This is a genomic window from Mycolicibacillus koreensis, from assembly GCF_002104795.1.
Taxonomy (GTDB): Bacteria; Actinomycetota; Actinomycetes; order Mycobacteriales; family Mycobacteriaceae; genus Mycobacterium; species Mycobacterium koreense.
On the sequence record NZ_NCXO01000063.1, the window covers coordinates 1 to 16,869 of the forward strand.

The 16,869-nt window shown below is 69.0% G+C and carries 15 protein-coding genes; 5 read left to right on the plus strand and 10 right to left on the minus strand.

Features of this window, described 5'->3' with window-relative positions; all coding sequences use genetic code 11:
- Positions 1-1,531: MFS transporter (locus B8W67_RS18460; RefSeq protein WP_109561837.1), on the minus strand; the 1,531-nt coding region annotated here is incomplete at its 3' end.
- Between the two features lie 285 nt (positions 1,532-1,816).
- On the opposite strand from B8W67_RS18460, the gene B8W67_RS18465 reads away from it, so the two are divergent.
- From B8W67_RS18465 to B8W67_RS18475, 3 genes are all read left to right on the plus strand, one after another.
- The gene (locus tag B8W67_RS18465; RefSeq protein WP_234806819.1) at positions 1,817-2,599 is read left to right on the plus strand and encodes a hypothetical protein; all 783 of its coding nucleotides are present in this window, start codon (positions 1,817-1,819) and stop codon (positions 2,597-2,599) included.
- A 145-nt stretch (positions 2,600-2,744) separates the two neighbouring features.
- Complete coding sequence (locus tag B8W67_RS18470) at positions 2,745-6,497, plus strand: multifunctional oxoglutarate decarboxylase/oxoglutarate dehydrogenase thiamine pyrophosphate-binding subunit/dihydrolipoyllysine-residue succinyltransferase subunit (RefSeq protein ID WP_085305561.1); 3,753 nt, start codon at positions 2,745-2,747, stop codon at positions 6,495-6,497.
- 29 nt (positions 6,498-6,526) lie between these two features.
- On the plus strand, positions 6,527-7,357 hold the full coding sequence (locus tag B8W67_RS18475; RefSeq protein WP_069392098.1) for an SDR family NAD(P)-dependent oxidoreductase: 831 nt from the start codon (positions 6,527-6,529) through the stop codon (positions 7,355-7,357).
- Positions 7,358-7,364: 7 nt separating this feature from the next.
- Here B8W67_RS18475 and B8W67_RS18480 read toward each other — a convergent pair whose 3' ends face one another.
- The gene (locus B8W67_RS18480) at positions 7,365-8,210 is read right to left on the minus strand and encodes a glycine betaine ABC transporter substrate-binding protein (RefSeq protein ID WP_085305563.1); all 846 of its coding nucleotides are present in this window, start codon (positions 8,208-8,210) and stop codon (positions 7,365-7,367) included.
- A 12-nt stretch (positions 8,211-8,222) separates the two neighbouring features.
- Positions 8,223-9,401, minus strand: coding sequence for an NAD(P)-dependent malic enzyme (locus tag B8W67_RS18485; RefSeq protein ID WP_085305565.1), 1,179 nt, complete (start codon positions 9,399-9,401; stop codon positions 8,223-8,225).
- A 155-nt stretch (positions 9,402-9,556) separates the two neighbouring features.
- Here B8W67_RS18485 and corA point away from each other — a divergent pair, with 155 nt between their 5' ends.
- Positions 9,557-10,657, plus strand: coding sequence for a magnesium/cobalt transporter CorA (corA, locus tag B8W67_RS18490; RefSeq protein WP_084228747.1), 1,101 nt, complete (start codon positions 9,557-9,559; stop codon positions 10,655-10,657).
- Between the two features lie 12 nt (positions 10,658-10,669).
- Here the strand turns inward: corA and B8W67_RS18495 are convergent, their stop codons facing one another.
- The 7 genes from B8W67_RS18495 to B8W67_RS20640 form a co-directional block, all read right to left on the minus strand.
- Positions 10,670-11,278, minus strand: coding sequence for a suppressor of fused domain protein (locus B8W67_RS18495; RefSeq protein ID WP_069392100.1), 609 nt, complete (start codon positions 11,276-11,278; stop codon positions 10,670-10,672).
- Positions 11,275-12,456 (minus strand): ABC transporter ATP-binding protein, encoded by a 1,182-nt coding sequence (locus tag B8W67_RS18500; RefSeq protein ID WP_069392101.1) that lies wholly within the window; start codon positions 12,454-12,456, stop codon positions 11,275-11,277. Before B8W67_RS18500 ends, B8W67_RS18495 begins: the two co-directional genes overlap by 4 nt.
- Before the next feature lie 4 nt (positions 12,457-12,460).
- Complete coding sequence (locus B8W67_RS18505; protein WP_069392102.1) at positions 12,461-13,297, minus strand: carbohydrate ABC transporter permease; 837 nt, start codon at positions 13,295-13,297, stop codon at positions 12,461-12,463.
- Positions 13,290-14,189 carry a carbohydrate ABC transporter permease gene (locus B8W67_RS18510; protein ID WP_069392103.1) on the minus strand — a complete coding sequence of 300 codons (900 nt, stop codon included), beginning with the start codon at positions 14,187-14,189 and terminating at the stop codon, positions 13,290-13,292. The genes B8W67_RS18505 and B8W67_RS18510 overlap by 8 nt, the downstream gene beginning before the upstream one ends.
- On the minus strand, positions 14,186-15,625 hold the full coding sequence (locus tag B8W67_RS18515; RefSeq protein ID WP_085305567.1) for an extracellular solute-binding protein: 1,440 nt from the start codon (positions 15,623-15,625) through the stop codon (positions 14,186-14,188). Before B8W67_RS18515 ends, B8W67_RS18510 begins: the two co-directional genes overlap by 4 nt.
- Positions 15,626-15,629: 4 nt before the next feature.
- Positions 15,630-16,157: a YflT domain-containing protein gene (locus B8W67_RS18520; RefSeq protein ID WP_069392104.1), complete on the minus strand. Its 528-nt coding sequence runs from the start codon at positions 16,155-16,157 to the stop codon at positions 15,630-15,632.
- 92 nt (positions 16,158-16,249) lie between these two features.
- On the minus strand, positions 16,250-16,519 hold the full coding sequence (locus B8W67_RS20640; RefSeq protein WP_131814670.1) for a hypothetical protein: 270 nt from the start codon (positions 16,517-16,519) through the stop codon (positions 16,250-16,252).
- A 28-nt stretch (positions 16,520-16,547) separates the two neighbouring features.
- On the opposite strand from B8W67_RS20640, the gene B8W67_RS18525 reads away from it, so the two are divergent.
- A complete protein-coding gene (locus B8W67_RS18525) occupies positions 16,548-16,808 on the plus strand; it encodes a hypothetical protein (RefSeq protein ID WP_133056149.1) in 261 nt (86 codons plus the stop codon).
- Positions 16,809-16,869 lie beyond the last annotated feature (61 nt).

Below are 16,869 nucleotides of genomic sequence, written 5' to 3' on the forward strand. Positions count from 1 at the left end.
CGGAGCTGACGTTGCCGCCGCAGCCGGTGATCAGCTCCATCATGGCCGCATCGAGGCGATGCTCACGGTCCTCGGTGTCGTCGCTGTCGGCGTCGTCGAAGACCGGCGGTACCTCGATGAAGATCGACGTCGCGATGTCGACCATGAACAGCGCGGCCACCACCCCGAACAGCGCGATGAAGGCGGGCAGCAGGGTCGACTGGGACATCGCCGCGGCGAACGGCTCGCGCAGGAACGCCGGCAGCTGCAACTCGGTGGCCGCGTCGTGATGGCCAGCGAACGAGGCGGACCCCGCCGGCGGGGCCGGCATCTCGTCGTTGATACGCCAGGTCATGAACGCCGCCATTCCGGCGCTGCCGAGCACCGCGCCGAGTTGGCGGGTGGCGTTGAACACCCCCGATCCGGCACCGGCCAGGTGCGGCGGCAGGTTGCGGGTGGCGGTGGCCGCCAGCGGCGACCAGATGAACGCGTTGCCGACCCCGATCACCGCGAAGATCAGCAGCAGCCGCCAGATCGGCGTGGTGGGGGTCATCTCGATGGCCAGCCACGTCATCCCGATCGCCATCACCGAGAACCCGAATCCGACCACCGGCCGCGGCGGGACCCGGTCCACGATCCGACCGACGAACGGGGCGAGCACCCCACCCATCACCGCCATCGGGGCGGTCAGCAGCGCCGAGCGGGTCGGGGACAGATCGCACACGCCCTGCGCGTAGAACATCAGCGGCAACACCAGCGCCACCGAGGCGAACCCCACCACCGCGACGGCGATGTTGGCCAGGCTGAAGTTGCGGTCGGCGAAGATCCGCAGCGGCACCAGCGGTTCGGCGGTGTTGATCGACTGCCAGTAGACGAACGCGGTCATCAACCCGATCCCGGCGACGATGACCGCCCAGATCCAGGGCTGCCAGTGATGCGACTGCCCCTCCTGCAGCGCGAACACGATGAGGAACATCCCGACCGTGGACAACACCACCCCGGGCACGTCGAACCGGTGCTGTTGGGTGGGCAGCACCGGGATCAGTCGCACCGCCGCCACCAGGCCGAGCACCCCGATCGGGACGTTGACGATGAAGATCCATTCCCAGCCGAGGCCGTCGACGAGGATCCCCCCGGCCAGCGGACCGACCAAGGTGGCGACCCCGGCGGTGGCCCCCCAGATACTCATCGCCACCCCGCGCCGCTCGGCGGGGAAGATCCGGGTGATCGTCGACAGGGTCTGCGGGGTCAGCAGCGCCGCACCGAAACCCTGCACGACCCGGGCGGTGATGAGCATGCCGATGCTGCCGGACAACCCGCACCACAGCGAGGCGACGGTGAACAACGCCAACCCCGCCAGGTACAGGTTCTTCGGCCCGTAGCGATCCCCCAACCGGCCGGCCACCAGCAGCGGCACCGCGTAGGACAACAGGTAGGCGCTGGTCACCCAGATGACGGTGTCGTAGCCGACGCCGAGGTCGGCCATGATGCTCGGGTTGGCGACCGCGACAATGGTCGAGTCGACCAGGATCATGAAGAATCCGACCACCATCGCCCACAGCGCGGGCCACGGATTGCCCACGCCGGTGTCGCCGGACGACGGCAACTCGGTTCTGGTGGTGGTCACACACCCCTCCACGATTGGGCCCCGGTTTTCCCGGGGGGTGATCCGATGCGACGTTACGGACACCGGCTCAGCCGGACAACTCCACCATCGCCGCCGGTCGTCGTGACGGTGGTCACCCGCGCGGCCTGCGGGCACCGCCCCGGGCACCACGCGGCCACCGGCTACGTTAAACGGGGCAGTGATGCCGACACACCCCGACCGGGAGGCCTGATGCGGTTACGACCGACGCCGAAAACCGACACCGGTGAGCAGTTGCCGCTGCCGGCGGACACCGAGCCGACGGCGGCGGCCCTGGTGTTGTCCCGCATCCTCGAACGCGGTTCGCGGGCGCAGGCCCCGGCGGTGCACGCCTACGTCCACCGGCTGCGGGCGGCCCACCCGGAACTCGGCCCGGCCGGCATCCTGCACAAACTGGAGAAACGGTATCTGCGTGCGGTGACCGCCAGCGGCGCCGCGGTCGGCTCGAGCGCCGCGGTCCCCGGCATCGGCACGCTGACCGCCCTCGGCGCCGTCGCCGCGGAGACCGCGGTGTTTTTGGAGGCGACCGCCCTGTACGTGTTGGCCGTCGCCGACGTCTTCGGTGTCCCGGTCGACCAGCGGGAGCGCCGCCGCGCGCTGGTCCTGGCGGTGCTCGTCGGCGACGACGCCCGCCGGGCGGTGCGCTCGCTGGTGGGCCCGGGACGCACCAGCGGTGCGTGGCTGACCGACGGGGTCGCCGCGATGCCGCTGCCCGCGCTGAGTCAACTCAACGGCCGGTTGCTGCGCTACTTCGTGCGCCGCTACACGCTCAAACGCGGGGCGTTGGCGGCCGGAAAGATGTTGCCGATGGGGGTCGGTGCGGTGATCGGCGGCGGCGGCAACCGGGTGATGGGCCGCAAAATCGTCGCCAACACCCACGCCGCGTTCGGTGCCGCACCGGCGTACTTCACCGACGGCGCGCGGCGGCCGGCGGTGCCGGCCGCGGTCGGCCCGATGGTCATCGAGCCGCGGTGAGCGGGTCAGCTGGCCCTAACCCGCCAAGCCCACCGGCGGGAAGCGATAGCCTTTACGGGGTGGCTGCCGCGTCGACATCCTGCGGCGCGGCGAACGGTGGCAGGTGCCGCCCTGCCGGACGAACGAATCGAGGCGAGTAACTGCTGTGAGCAGTACAAGTTCCCCATTCGGGCAGAACGAATGGCTGGTCGAGGAGATGTACCGCAAGTTCCGTGACGACCCCTCCTCGGTCGATCCGAGTTGGCATGAGTTTCTGGTCGACTACAAACCGGAACCGGCTGACGGTCGGTCGTCGCAGACTTCGGCGCCCGCCGCGGCCCCCGCCGCGCCGCCGCGCGACGCCGCCGGGTCGACGCCGCCGGCGCCGCCGCGCCCCGCACCGCAACAGGGCCAACAGGCCACCGCGAAACCGGCCTCCAAGGCGGCTGCGAAACCGGCCGCCGCCGCGGAGCCCAAACCTGCCGCCAAACCCGCCGCGAAACCGTCGTCGAGCCCCAAACCGGGCGGCGAGACCGAGGTGCTGCGCGGCGCGGCGGCCGCCGTGGTGCGCAACATGGCGTCCTCGCTGGAGGTGCCCACGGCCACCAGTGTGCGCGCCATCCCGGCCAAGCTGATGATCGACAACCGCACGGTCATCAACAACCACCTCAAACGCACCCGCGGCGGCAAGATCTCCTTCACCCACCTGCTGGGCTACGCGCTGGTGCAGGCGGTCAAGGCGTTCCCCAACATGAACCGCCACTTCGCGGAGGTCGACGGCAAACCGAACGCGGTCACCCCCGCGCACACCAACCTCGGGCTGGCCATCGACCTGGCGGGCAAGGACGGCAAACGCTCCCTGGTGGTCGCCGGCATCAGGGGCTGCGAGAAGCTGCGCTTCGCCCAGTTCGTCGCCGCCTACGAGGACATCGTGCGCCGCGCCCGCGACGGCAAACTCACCGCCGAGGACTTCGCCGGGGTGACGATCTCGCTGACCAACCCGGGCACCATCGGCACGGTGCACTCGGTGCCGCGGCTGATGGCCGGCCAGGGGGCGATCATCGGGGTCGGCGCCATGGAGTACCCGGCGGAGTTCCAGGGCGCCAGCGAGGAGCGCATCGCCGAACTCGGGGTCGGCAAGCTGGTCACCTTGACCTCCACCTACGACCACCGGATCATCCAGGGTGCCGAATCCGGGGACTTCCTGCGCACCATCCACGAGCTGCTGCTCTCCGACGAGTTCTTCGACGAGATCTTCCGGGAACTGAACATCCCGTACGAGCCGGTGCGGTGGCGCACCGACAACCCGGATCCGATCGAGGACAAAAACGCCCGGGTGATGGAGCTGATCGCGGCCTACCGCAACCGTGGTCACCTGATGGCCGACATCGACCCGCTGCGGTTGGACAATTCCCGGTTCCGCAGCCACCCGGACCTCGACGTCCTCACCCACGGTCTGACGCTGTGGGACCTCGACCGCGAGTTCAAGGTCAAGGGGTTCGCCGGCAAGGAGACCAAGAAGCTGCGCGACGTGCTCTCGGTGCTGCGCGACGCCTACTGCCGGCACATCGGGGTGGAGTACACCCACATCCTCGAGCCCGAGCAGCACCAGTGGCTGCAGGAGCGCATCGAGACCAAACACATCAAACACACTGTCGCCCAGCAGAAGTACATTCTGAGCAAGCTCAACGCCGCGGAGGCGTTCGAGACGTTCCTGCACACCAAGTACGTGGGCCAGAAACGGTTCTCGCTGGAGGGCGCGGAAACCATCATCCCGATGATGGACGCGGTCATCGACCAGTGCGCCGAGTACAGCCTCGATGAGGTGGTCATCGGGATGCCGCACCGCGGACGTCTCAACGTGCTGGCCAACATCGTCGGCAAACCGTACTCCCAGCTGTTCACCGAGTTCGAGGGCAACCTCGACCCCTCCCAGGCGCACGGCTCCGGCGACGTCAAATACCACCTCGGTTCGACCGGGGTGTATCTGCAGATGTTCGGCGACAACGAGATTCAGGTTTCGCTGACCGCCAACCCGTCGCACCTGGAGCTGGTCGACCCGGTGCTGGAAGGGCAGGTGCGCGCCAAACAGGACCTGCTCGACCACGGCAGCACCGACAGCGAGGACCAGCGGGCGTTCTCGGTGGTGCCGTTGATGCTGCACGGGGACGCGGCATTCGCCGGGCAGGGCATCGTCGCCGAGGTGCTGAACATGGCTCAGCTTCCCGGCTACCGCATCGGCGGAACCATCCACATCATCGTCAACAACCAGATCGGTTTCACCACCGCGCCGGAGCATTCCCGGTCCAGTGAGTACTGCACCGACGTCGCCAAGATGATCGGGGCACCGATCTTCCACGTCAACGGCGAGGACCCGGAGGCCTGTGACTGGGTGGCCCGGCTGGCGGTGGACTTCCGGCAGAAGTTCAAAAAAGACGTGATCATCGACATGCTCTGCTACCGGCGCCGTGGCCACAACGAGGGCGACGACCCGTCGATGACCAACCCGGCGATGTACGACGTCATCGACGTGCGCCGCGGGGTCCGCAAGAGCTACACCGAGGCGCTGATCGGTCGCGGCGACATCTCGATGAAGGAGGCCGAAGACGCCCTGCGCGACTACCAGGGTCAGCTGGAGCGGGTCTTCAACGAGGTGCGCGAGCTGGAGAAGCACGCCGCCGAGCCGAGCGAATCGGTGGAGTCCTACCAGATGATCCCGGCGGGGCTGTCCACCGCGGTGGACAAGTCGCTGCTGGCCCGCATCGGTGATGCGCAACTGGAGGCCCCGGAGGGATTCAACATCCACCACCGGGTCAAGCCGGTGATGGAGAAGCGTCGGGAGATGGCCTACGAGGGCAAGGTGGACTGGGCGTTCGCCGAGTTGCTCGCGCTCGGGTCGCTGGTCTCAGAGGGCAAACTGGTGCGCCTGTCGGGGCAAGACACCCGCCGCGGCACGTTCAGCCAACGCCACTCGGTGCTCATCGACCGGGAGACCGGTGAGGAGTTCACCCCGCTGCAACTGTTGGCCACCAACCCCGACGGCACCCCGACCGGCGGGAAGTTCCTGGTGTATGACTCGCCGCTGTCGGAGGAGGCGGCGGTCGGCTTCGAGTACGGCTACACCGTGGGCAACCCGGACGCGTTCGTGTTGTGGGAGGCGCAGTTCGGTGACTTCGTCAACGGCGCGCAGGCGGTCATCGACGAGTTCATCTCCTCCGGGGAGGCCAAGTGGGGCCAGTTGTCCTCGGTGGTGCTGCTGTTGCCGCACGGGCACGAGGGTCAAGGGCCCGACCACACCTCCGGCCGCATCGAGCGCTTCCTGCAACTGTGGGCCGAGGGCTCGATGACGGTGGCGATGCCGTCGACCCCGGCGAACTACTTCCACCTGTTGCGCCGCCACGGCCTCGACGGGATCCGGCGCCCGCTGATCGCGTTCACGCCGAAGTCGATGCTGCGCAACAAGGCCGCGGTCAGCGACCTGCGTGACTTCACCGAACACAAGTTCCGGTCGGTGCTCGAAGAGCCCACCTACGAACAGGGCGACGGCGACCGCAGCAAGGTCACCCGCATCCTGTTGACCAGCGGCAAGCTGTACTACGAGTTGGCCGCCCGCAAGGCCAAGGACAACCGTGCCGACGTCGGCATCGTGCGGGTCGAACAACTCGCCCCGCTGCCGCGTCGGCGCCTGCGCGAAAACCTGGAGCGCTACCCGAACGCCACCGAGTTCTTCTGGGTGCAGGAGGAGCCGGCCAACCAGGGCGCGTGGCCGTCGATGGGCCTGACGCTGCCGGCGGTGCTCCCGGATCTGTTGTCCGGGATTCGGCGGATCTCACGGCGTGCCATGTCGGCACCGTCGTCGGGGTCGCACAAGGTGCACGCGGTCGAGCAGCAGGAGATCATCGACGAGGCGTTCAGCTGACGTCCGTCCGCAGCGGAAAGGGTTCGCACATGGAGGGTTTTGCCGGGAAAGTCGCCGTGGTCACCGGCGCCGGCTCGGGGATCGGGCGCGCGCTGGCCGTCGAACTCGGCCGGTCGGGCGCCAAACTCGCGATCAGCGACATCGACACCGAGGGCCTCGCGCAGACCGAGGCGGCACTGGTCGCCCTCGGTGCGCAAGTCAAAGCCGACCGGCTCAACGTCACCGAACGCGAGACCGTGATCAGCTACGCCGAATCGGTGAAAAGCCACTTCGGCACGGTGAATCAGATCTACAACAACGCCGGCATCGCCTACACCGGCGACATCGAGATCAGCCCGTTCAAGGACATCGAGCGGGTGATCGACGTCGACTTCTGGGGCGTGGTCAACGGCACCAAGGCCTTCCTGCCGCACCTGATCGAATCCGGTGACGGCCACGTGGTCAACGTCTCCAGCATCTTCGGTTTGTTCTCGGTGCCGGGGCAGGCCGCCTACAACTCGGCGAAGTTCGCGGTGCGCGGGTTCACCGAGGCGCTGCGCCAGGAGATGATGCTGGCCGGTCACCCGGTGAAGGTCACCTGCGTGCACCCGGGCGGCATCAAGACCGCGATCGCGCGCAACGCCACCGCCGCCGAGGGCCTCGACAGCAACGAGTTGGCCCAGGTGTTCGACAAACGGCTGGCCAACACCAGTCCGGAACGCGCCGCCCGCATCATCTTGAGCGCGGTCGCCAAGAACCGGGCCCGGGTGTTGGTCGGTCCGGACGCGAAGGCTCTCGACGTGCTGGTGCGCCTGACCGGCTCGGGCTATCAGCGGCTGTTCTCCAGCGTGGTGGGCCGGCTGCTGCCGTCGCGGACCTGACCGGCGTCTACCGGCCCAGCGGGTGTTCGGCCAGCCAATCCTCGGCGGCCGCCCGCGGGTCGGTGCCGACGTCGACGCGCTGCACCATCTCCACCAGCGCCGCGGTGTCGAGCACCCCGGCCACCTGGTTGAGGGGAAGCACCTGCTGTTCGGCGAGCACGTGACGGCGGTACAACGGCACCACGTTCTCCGCCTGCACCCGCGCCGGCGGCGTGTCGGCGAGCACCGTGACCTCGTCGGGCACCGAGGTCGCTGCGGTCGAGGTCCACGCCGCGGTGATGTCACCCTGTCGAAGCGCAGCGAACAGCACTGTGTCGCTGGCGAATTCCTCCATCTTCGGCAGGCGGCAGGAACCCACGGTCGTCGGGGAGCGCGCGCCGGTGACCGCCCCGACGGCGCTGACCGTTGAGCAGTGGCGCACCAGGCCGGTGAGATCGTTGTCGCCCCACCGCTTCGCGGTGGACTCGGCGACCGCCAGCGCCGGTTTGTCCTCGGCGGCGGTCGCGTAGTCACCGGCGGCGATACCCTCCGGCAGCGCCGCGACCATCATGCGGTACACCTGCTTGTCGGATCGGGCAGTGGCGGCGGGCTGGAACAGCCGCAACAGTCGGCCGGTGAATCCCGGTGTCACCGTGATGCTCCCGGTGCTCAACGCCTCGATCGGGTCGTCGACGACGATCACCTGTGTGGGGGTGCCCGCGCTGCTCAGTGCCGCGGCATAGACGTGGGCCACCACCCGGCCGAGCACATCGCTGGTGGCTCCGACCGCCAACGGCGGTTCCGCGGTGGGGCCGCTGCAGCCGACAGCGAGCACACCCACCATCACCGCCATCAGGCTGCGCAGAGCCGTCATCGCCGGCGCGGCCTAATCGTCGGCGGGATCTGCCGCATCGGCGACCGCCGCGGCCACCGCCGGCTCGACCCGCGGGTCCAACGGACTGGGCACGATGTAGTCGGTGGCCAGGTCGTCGCCGACCACCCCGAAGATGGCTTGTGCCGCGGCGACCTTCATGCGCTCGGTGATCCGGCGCGCCCCCGCGTCCAGCGCCCCCCGGAACACCCCGGGGAAGGCCAGCACGTTGTTGATCTGGTTCGCGAAATCACTGCGGCCGGTCGCCACCACCGCCGCGTGCTTCGCGGCGATATCGGGATGGACCTCCGGGTCGGGGTTGGACAGCGCGAACACGATCGCCTTCGGCGCCATCGAGGCGATCAACTGTTCGGGCACCACCCCGGCGGAGACCCCGAGGAACACGTCGGCGCCGGAGAGCGCCTCGGCGAGCCCGCCGGTGCGTCCGGCCGGATTGGTGCGCGACGCCAACGCGGCTTTGGGGGCGCTCATGTCGTCACGGCCGGTGTGGACGATGCCCTGCGAGTCCAGCACCGTCACATCGGTGATTCCGCTGGCCAGCAGGATGTTGGCGCACGCCACCCCGGCCGCGCCGGCACCGGAGACCACCACCCGCATCCCGGCCATCTCACGGTCGAGCACCCGCGCGGCGCCGTGCAGTGCGGCGAGCACCACGATCGCCGTACCGTGCTGGTCGTCGTGCATCACCGGACAGTCCAACGCCTCCACCACCCGACGCTCGATGTCGAAACACCGTGGCGCGGAGATGTCTTCCAAGTTGACCGCGCCGAAGGTGGGGCGCAGCCGCACCAGGGTCTCCACGATCTCGTCGGGGTCCTTGGTGTCCAGCACGATCGGAATCGAGTCCAGCCCGGCGAACGCCTTGAACAGGGCACACTTGCCCTCCATCACCGGCAGCGAAGCGGCCGCGCCGATGTCCCCCAACCCGAGCACCGCACTGCCGTCGCTGACCACCGCGACCAACCGGTTCGCCCAGGTGTAGCGGGCCGCCAACGTGGCGTCGGCGGCGATCGCCCGGCTGACCTGGGCCACCCCCGGGGTGTAGGCGATCGACAGGGCACGCTGCGAATCCAGTGGTGTCTTCAACTCGACGGAGAGTTTTCCTCCGCGGTGGGCGGAGAAGATGTCCTCGTCGCCGATGTCCAGATGGGAGGGGTTCGCCGTTTCTGCCACGGCGTCAGGGTACTTGACCTCGCCGTCCGCGCGCCCGGGACTGCCGTCCCGCGCCGAACGCTACCGCGCGCCGCGCCGGCGTGGCATTCTCGGGGAACAGTGTGGGGAGCGATCCCGGCCGGCAAGGTCGAGGGAGGTCAAGGGAGGTCCAGGCCGTGTCGTTGCGTTTGCGCCCCCCGTCACTGCGCCGCAATGCTCGCCCCGAGCCGCCACCGCCGCCGCGTGAGCAGCGGGCATGGCCGACGGGCCAGGTCATCGTCGACTGCGGGGTCTACCTCGACGGGGTCCGCCAGCCGGGCCGCTACTCCCCCGCCGCGGCGCTGGACGCGGTGCACGCGGCACGCCGGGCCGGTCAGCAGGGATTCGTCTGGATCGGCCTGCACGAACCCGATGCGGTCCAGATGCGAGACGTCGCCACCGTTTTCCGGCTGCATCCGCTGGCCGTCGAGGATGCCGTCCACGCCCATCAACGCCCCAAACTGGAGCGCTACGACGATTCGCTGTTCCTGGTGCTCAAAACCATCAACTACGTGCCCCACGACTCGGTGAGCATGGCCCGCGAGATCGTCGAGACCGGCGAGATCATGATCTTCGTCGGTGTCGACTTCGTCGTCACGGTTCGCCACGGCGACCACAGCGGGCTGTGGGAGGTCCGTGCGGCGATGGACGCCGACCCGGACCATCTGCGCCACGGCCCCTACGCGGTGCTGCACGCGATCGCCGACTACGTCGTCGACCATTACCTGGAGGTCACCGGGTTGATGGAGACCGACATCGACAACGTCGAGGAGATGGCGTTCACCCCCGGCCGGCGCACCGATGTGGAGCCGATCTATCTGCTCAAACGCAGCGTGGTCGAGCTTCGACGGTCGGTCGCGCCGCTGTCGCTGGCGTTTCAGCGGCTGCAAGTCGACAACCGGGATCTGATCTCCGAGGAGCTGCGCCGCTACCTGCGCGACGTGGCCGACCACCAGGTGCATGCCGCCGACCAGATCACCAGCTACGACGACATGCTCAGTTCCCTGGTCGACGCGGCGCTGGCTCGGGTGGGGATGCAGCAGAACGCCGACATGCGCAAGATCTCCGCGTGGGCGGCGATGCTGGCGGTGCCGACGTTGATCGCCGGGATCTACGGGATGAACTTCACCAACATGCCGACACTGACCTGGACGTGGGGGTATCCGGTGACGCTGCTGGTGATGCTGACCGTGTGCCTGCTGCTCTACCGCACGTTCCGCCGCAACGACTGGCTGTAGCGCGGGCGCGCGTCAGCTCGGCTGGGAGGCGCGCCGGTTGGGGTCGAGGACGTCGACGTGGTCGTCGCGCCACGCCTGCCGCAGCGCCTCGGGGCCCTTGATCCGCACCCAGGCCGCCTCGGTGGCGGTGATCGGCGTCGCGGTGAGGAACCGCACCGGTTCGCGCGGCGGCTCCAGTGCCAGCTCGGTGATCTCCGATTCGCCCAGCAGCACCGCGGTGAAGGGCACCGGGCCGTGCTCGCGCTGCCACATGGGTGCGCTGAAGTCGACGAGTGCATCCGGGCCCAGCACCATCCCGTCGACCGCGGGGGCGGCGGCGAGCACCGCGAGGCTGCGGGCGAGCCCGGTGGCCGGTTCGGTGCTGCGCAACGCGAGCACCACCTCGGCGCGTGGACCGCGCACCGGGTCGGCGACGATCTCGGTCGGGTCGGCCATCGGGTGTTTGGAGCAGCCGACCGAGACGTAATGCACCACGCCGTCGGCGGCCGGGGCGAACCGCAGCACCTCGATCGGCTCGCTGCCGAGGAAGGTGACGCTGGCGGCGTCGGGATCGGTGCTCACCCCCGCGTCGGTGAAGTGGCGGCGCAGGTGGGCGCGGACCGCGTCGATGATCTCGGTCATCGCTGCCCCGCCTCCGGCCGCGCCGGGGCCGGCGCGCTCAGGTTCACCCCCGTGGCGGCGTCGAAAACGACCAGGCGGTCCGCGGTCACGCTCAATTCGATCGGTTTACCTTTCTCCACTCGCGATTCGGCCGGCACCCGGGCCACGCACTGGCCGGTGTCGGCGGCCAGGGCGCTCAGCTGGGGGGCCTGCGCGGGCGCCGCGGAACTGCTGAAGTAGACGTATTTCTCCGCACCCAACGATTCCACGACGTCGACGGTGGCGGTGAACGTCACTGTCTGCCCGGCCGGCCCGGCCGGTCCGAGTGCGGCGTCCCCGAGGTGTTCGGGGCGCACCCCGACGATCACCTCCCCGGCGGCGTTGCGTGCGGCGAGATCCGCGCGGGTGGCGCGCTCCAGGGTCACCGCACCGAAGGGCAGGCGCACCCCGGTCTCGGTGAGCGTGCCGGGGAAGAAGTTCATCGCCGGCGAGCCGATGAACCCGGCCACGAACAGGTTTGCCGGGTGCGCATACAGCGCGTCGGGGGTGTCGATCTGCTGCACGCGGCCGCCGTGCATCACCACCACCCGGTCACCGAGGGTCATCGCCTCGGTCTGGTCGTGGGTGACATACACCGTGGTGGTGGCCAGCCTCCGCTGCAGCCGAGCGATCTCGGTGCGCATCGCCACCCGCAGTTTCGCGTCGAGGTTCGACAGCGGTTCGTCCATCAAAAACGCCTGCGGGTGCCGCACGATCGCCCGGCCCATCGCGACCCGTTGGCGTTGCCCGCCGGACAACTGGGCGGGTTTGCGGTCCAACAGGTCGGTGAGGTCCAAGGTGGCGGCCACCTCGGAGACCTTCTGCGCGATCTCCTTCTTCTTGATCTTCGCCAGGGTCAGCGGAAACGCGATGTTCTGACGCACCGTCATGTGCGGATACAGCGCATAGGACTGGAACACCATCGCGATATCGCGGTCCTTCGGGGCTGTCTCGTTCATCCGGCGCCCGCCGATGCGCAACTCCCCCGTCGAGATGTCCTCCAGGCCGGCGATCATGTTCAGGGTCGTGGACTTACCGCACCCGGACGGGCCGACCAGGATGATGAACTCGCCGTCAGCGATGGTGATGCTGAACTCGTGCACGGCCGTCGCACCATCGGGGTAACGCTTGGTCACCCGGTCCAACACAATCTCGGCCATCGGCCTACCCCTTCACCGCGCCGGAGGTCAACCCGGCGACAATACGTCGTTGGAAAATGAGAACAAACACGACGATCGGCACGGTGATCACCATCGCGCCCGCCGCGATCGACCCGGTCGGCTCCTCGAATTGCGAACTGCCGGTGAAGTTCGCGATCGCCACCGGCGCGGTGATCGCCGCCTCGGTGGCCGTCAGCGACAACGCCAGCAGAAGGTCGTTCCACGCGAAGATGAACACCAGGATCGCCGCGGTCACCACCCCCGGCGCCGCGAGCGGCACGATCACCTTGCGGAACGCCTGACCGGGCGTGGCGCCGTCCATGGTGGCGGCCTTCTCCAATTCCCAAGGGATCTCCCGGAAGAACGCCGAGAGGGTGTAGATCGCCAGCGGCAACGCGAACGTGATGTAGGGCAGGATCAACCCCAACCAGGTGTCGAACAGGCCCGTATAGCGTTCGATGTTGAACAGCGGTGTCACCAACGATATCTGCGGGAACATCGCCACCAGCAGAGTGGAGCCGACCAACAGTTGCTTGCCGGGGAACACCAGCCGTGCCACCGCGTACGCCGCCATCGCGCCGATGGTCACCGCGATGACCGTGGTGATCACGCCGACGCCGATCGAGTTGACCAGGGCGGAGGTGAAAAACCCACCGGAGAAGATCGCCCGGTAGTTGTCCAACGTCACCGTCTGCGGCCACAGTCGACCGTCTTTGACCGTGGAGGACGGCTTGAGCGAGATCGACAAGATCCACAGCACCGGGAACAGGGCGTAGGCCACCACCGCGGTGTTGATCAGTGCCCAGGCGAGGCTGCGGCGTCCGCCGGCGTGTTCAGCCACGGCCGTCCTCCGCCCCCGGGGCCGCGGCACCGAACAGTTTGACGAAGATCACCGCGATGATCACCACGCACCCGAAGATCAACACCGAGATCGCCGAGCCCAGCCCGACGTTGAAACCTTTGAACAGGTTGTCGTAGCCCAGGATCGACACCGACCCGGTGTTGTTGGATCCGTTGGTCAGCACGTAGATGTTGTCGAAGATCCGAAACGCATCCAGGGTGCGGAACAACAGAGCCACCAGGATCGCGGGTTTCATCAACGGCACCGTGATCCGCATCAGGCGTCGCCACGGGCCGGCCCCGTCGACCGCGGCAGCCTTGAGCAGATCGTCGGGAACCAGCGCGAGTCCGGCCAGCAGCAGCAGGGCCATGAACGGGGTCGTCTTCCAGACCTCGGCCATCACGACGATCCCCAGCGACGGGATCTGCTCGGTCAGCGGCGCACTGCCCTGCGGCAGCAGGTTCGCCAGATACCCGGTGCCCGGCGTCCAGGCGTAGTACCAGCTGTAGGCGGCCGCGACCGTCACGATCCCGTAGGGGATCAGCACGGCGGTGCGCACCACCCCCTTGGCGAACAGCGTGCGGTGCATCACCAACGCCAGCGCCAACCCCAGCACCAACTCGACGGTCACCGAGACCACCGTGATCGCCGTGGTCACCGCCAGGGCGGTCCACCAGTACCGGTCGCCGAGGACGGTCACGTAGTTGCTCAACCCTACGAACGCGGTGTCGTCGGGCGCGGCGAGGTTGGACCGCTGCAGGCTCAGCCAGAACGCGTAGCCGATCGGGTAGGCGGTCACCGCCGCCATCAACAGCACCGCGGGGGCGATCAGCAGCAGCGCCAACCGCCGATCGGCGCGCCGCAGATCGGTCGTCGCGCCCGGCCCGCTCACGGGATCAGTCCTTTGCCGTCGAGCGCCTTTTGGGCCTCGCGGGTGAGCTCATCGGCGGTGCGCTGCGGATCGATGGCGCTGATCGGCGCCAGGGTGGCCGCCAACCGGGTGGACAGCACCTGATAGACCGGGGTCTGCGGGCGCAGGGCGGCGTCGCGCAGTTGTTCACGGATCACGGTGTGCTGCGGGAACTTCGCCTGGAAATCCGTGTCGTCGTAGAGCGAGTCCCGCACCGACGGCAGCCCGCCCCGAATCGACAGGAACTTCTGGTTGGCGCGGTCCCGCAGGCAGCGCACGGTTTCGAACGCCTCGGCGCGGTGGCGGGTGGTGTGGGCGACCGCGAGGTTCAATCCCCCGAGGGTGACCCGGGCGGGACGGTCGGGGTCGATGCTCGGGTAGGGCGCGAATCCGAGAACCGCGCGGGAATCCCGGTAGGCGGTGCGGAACTGCGCGTCGCTGGGGGAAAAAGCCCCGGTCGAGTCGATCGCTGCGCGCAGGCCCGGATTGTCGTCGAGCGGCAGGAACCGCACACCGCCCTTGATCGCGTTCTCCAACAGCGAGGGCAGTACGAACGGCCAGTTGACCTCGAGGGCCGCCCGGCCCTGCTCGAAGGCCAGCCGGGCGGTGCTCTCGTCGGTCTGGGTGATCGACGGGTCGGCGCCGGGGTTGGTGGCCACCGCCCGCATGGTCTCGAGCGCCGCTACCGTGGCCGCGCGGTGCTCGGCGGTGTCGGTCAGCGTCACCCGGGATCCGTCGTCGGAGAGCACTTGCCCGCCGGCGCTGACGAGCAGGGTGTTGAACCACACCATCAGGCCTTCGTATTGCTTGGCCTGTACCGCGATCCAACCGGGTCCACCGGCGCGGTGCAGTCGGGCCGCCTCGGCGAGAACCTCTGCCCAGGTCGCCGGCGGAGGATCCACCAAATCGGTTCGGTACCAAAGCAGTTGAGTGTTGGTGCTCAACGGTGCAGCGTAGAGCCGGTCGCGCCACCGTGCGGTGGCCAGCGGCCCCGGCAGGGCGTCGGCGACCGCGTCGGCCTCGGCGAGCCCGGCCGGGTCGTCGGCCAGCGGCAGCGCCCAGCCGGCCTCGGCGAACTCGGCGGTCCACACCACGTCGAGGGCCATCACGTCCAGCGACCGGTCGTTGCCGGTGAGGCGCCGGGCCAGTTGCAGCCGCTGGTCGTCAGCCGATCGCGGCAAACTGACCTGCCGCACGGAGTAACGCCCGCCGGCCTGCTCGGTGCAGGTCCGCGCGATCGTGGCGAAGGTGGCCGCGTCGTTGGCCGGGGTGTAGAAGCTGATCGTCGTCCCCGTGGCGACCGGCGCGCACCCCGCGACAGCCAGGACGGCGAGCAATGCGGCCGCCAGCAGGGCAGCCAGCCGGTGCCCGCGTCCGCGCACCGCGGGGCCGACCGACCCGACAGCCGTGTTGCCCATCGACTCAGATCGCCAGTTTGGCCAGCAGATCCCGGGCCTGTTCCGCGGTTTTCGGGTCGCACAGCACGTCGTAGCGTCCGGCGACCAGCTGCATGGTGGAGCTGAAGTCGCGGGTGCCGCGAGCCATGGCGTAGGGCACCGCGGAGGTGACCACCCCGAAGACCACACCGGCGACCATGCCGGTGAGCAGCACCGGCAGCAGCTCACTGTTGAAGAAGATGCCCAGCAGAAACCCGATGAACAACCCCAGCCAGGCGCCGCTGAGCACCCCGCCGCCGAGCACTTTCGGCCAGGTGAGCCGACCGGTGACCCGTTCGACCTGCATCAGATCCACCCCGACGATGGTGACCTGCTCGACGGGGAACTGTTGGTCGGACAGGTAGTCGACGGCCCGCTGGGCCTCGGCATAGGTCGGGTACGACCCGATCGGCCACCCCTTGGGCGGGGTCGGCAGTTGTACCGGGCTCCGACGACCGGCGGCGCCCGCGGGCCCGGCCCCCGGCGGCTGTCCGGGTTGGAAGGGGCTGGTCATACTCGTCATCCTCCTCGTGCGGGCCCCGGAGGGGTCGGCGGTGCCCGCTGGTTCGGAGCAACTGCTGCTCAGCAACGCATACGCTAGGTTAGTCACGATGAGAGCACCGCATCGGTTTCCCTGCCGGTTCCCGCATCGATCGCGGGTGCGGTGAGCGGACCGAGCGGGGCTTCTGGCCCCTGGAACCCACCACCGCTGCCACCCCCACCGCCACCGGGTGCGCCCGGCTCCGCGGTGCCCTTCCCGACGCCGCCCGCCGCGATGTCGCCCGGCGCGATGTCGCCCGGCGCACGCTGGCCGCAGGTCGCGGCGCCGCCGGCGAACGATCCGACACCGCGATTCAACCCTGCGGCGATCATCACGTGCGCTCTCGGCTTTGTCGCGCCGGTGGTGGGGCTGATCGCAACGTCGCTGCTGGGCGCCGTGGTGGTCCTCACCGTCGATGACATCGAACCGGTGTTGACGATCCTGGGCCCCGTGGTCAACGGGACGCTGCTGGTGGTGTTTCTGGCCGTGGCGTGGACGGCGTTCACCGGCATCCGGCGCACCGGCCGGCCCGGCATGCCGTTGGTGGTGATGGGCCTGATAATCGGCGTGCCCAGCCTGCTGTTCAGTACGGTGTATTCGCTGGTCACCGGCATCGGCGGCTGAGCCCCCGGTTGGCCCCTGGGCTGGCCCCCGGTTGGCCCCTGGGCTGGCCCCCGGTTGGCCC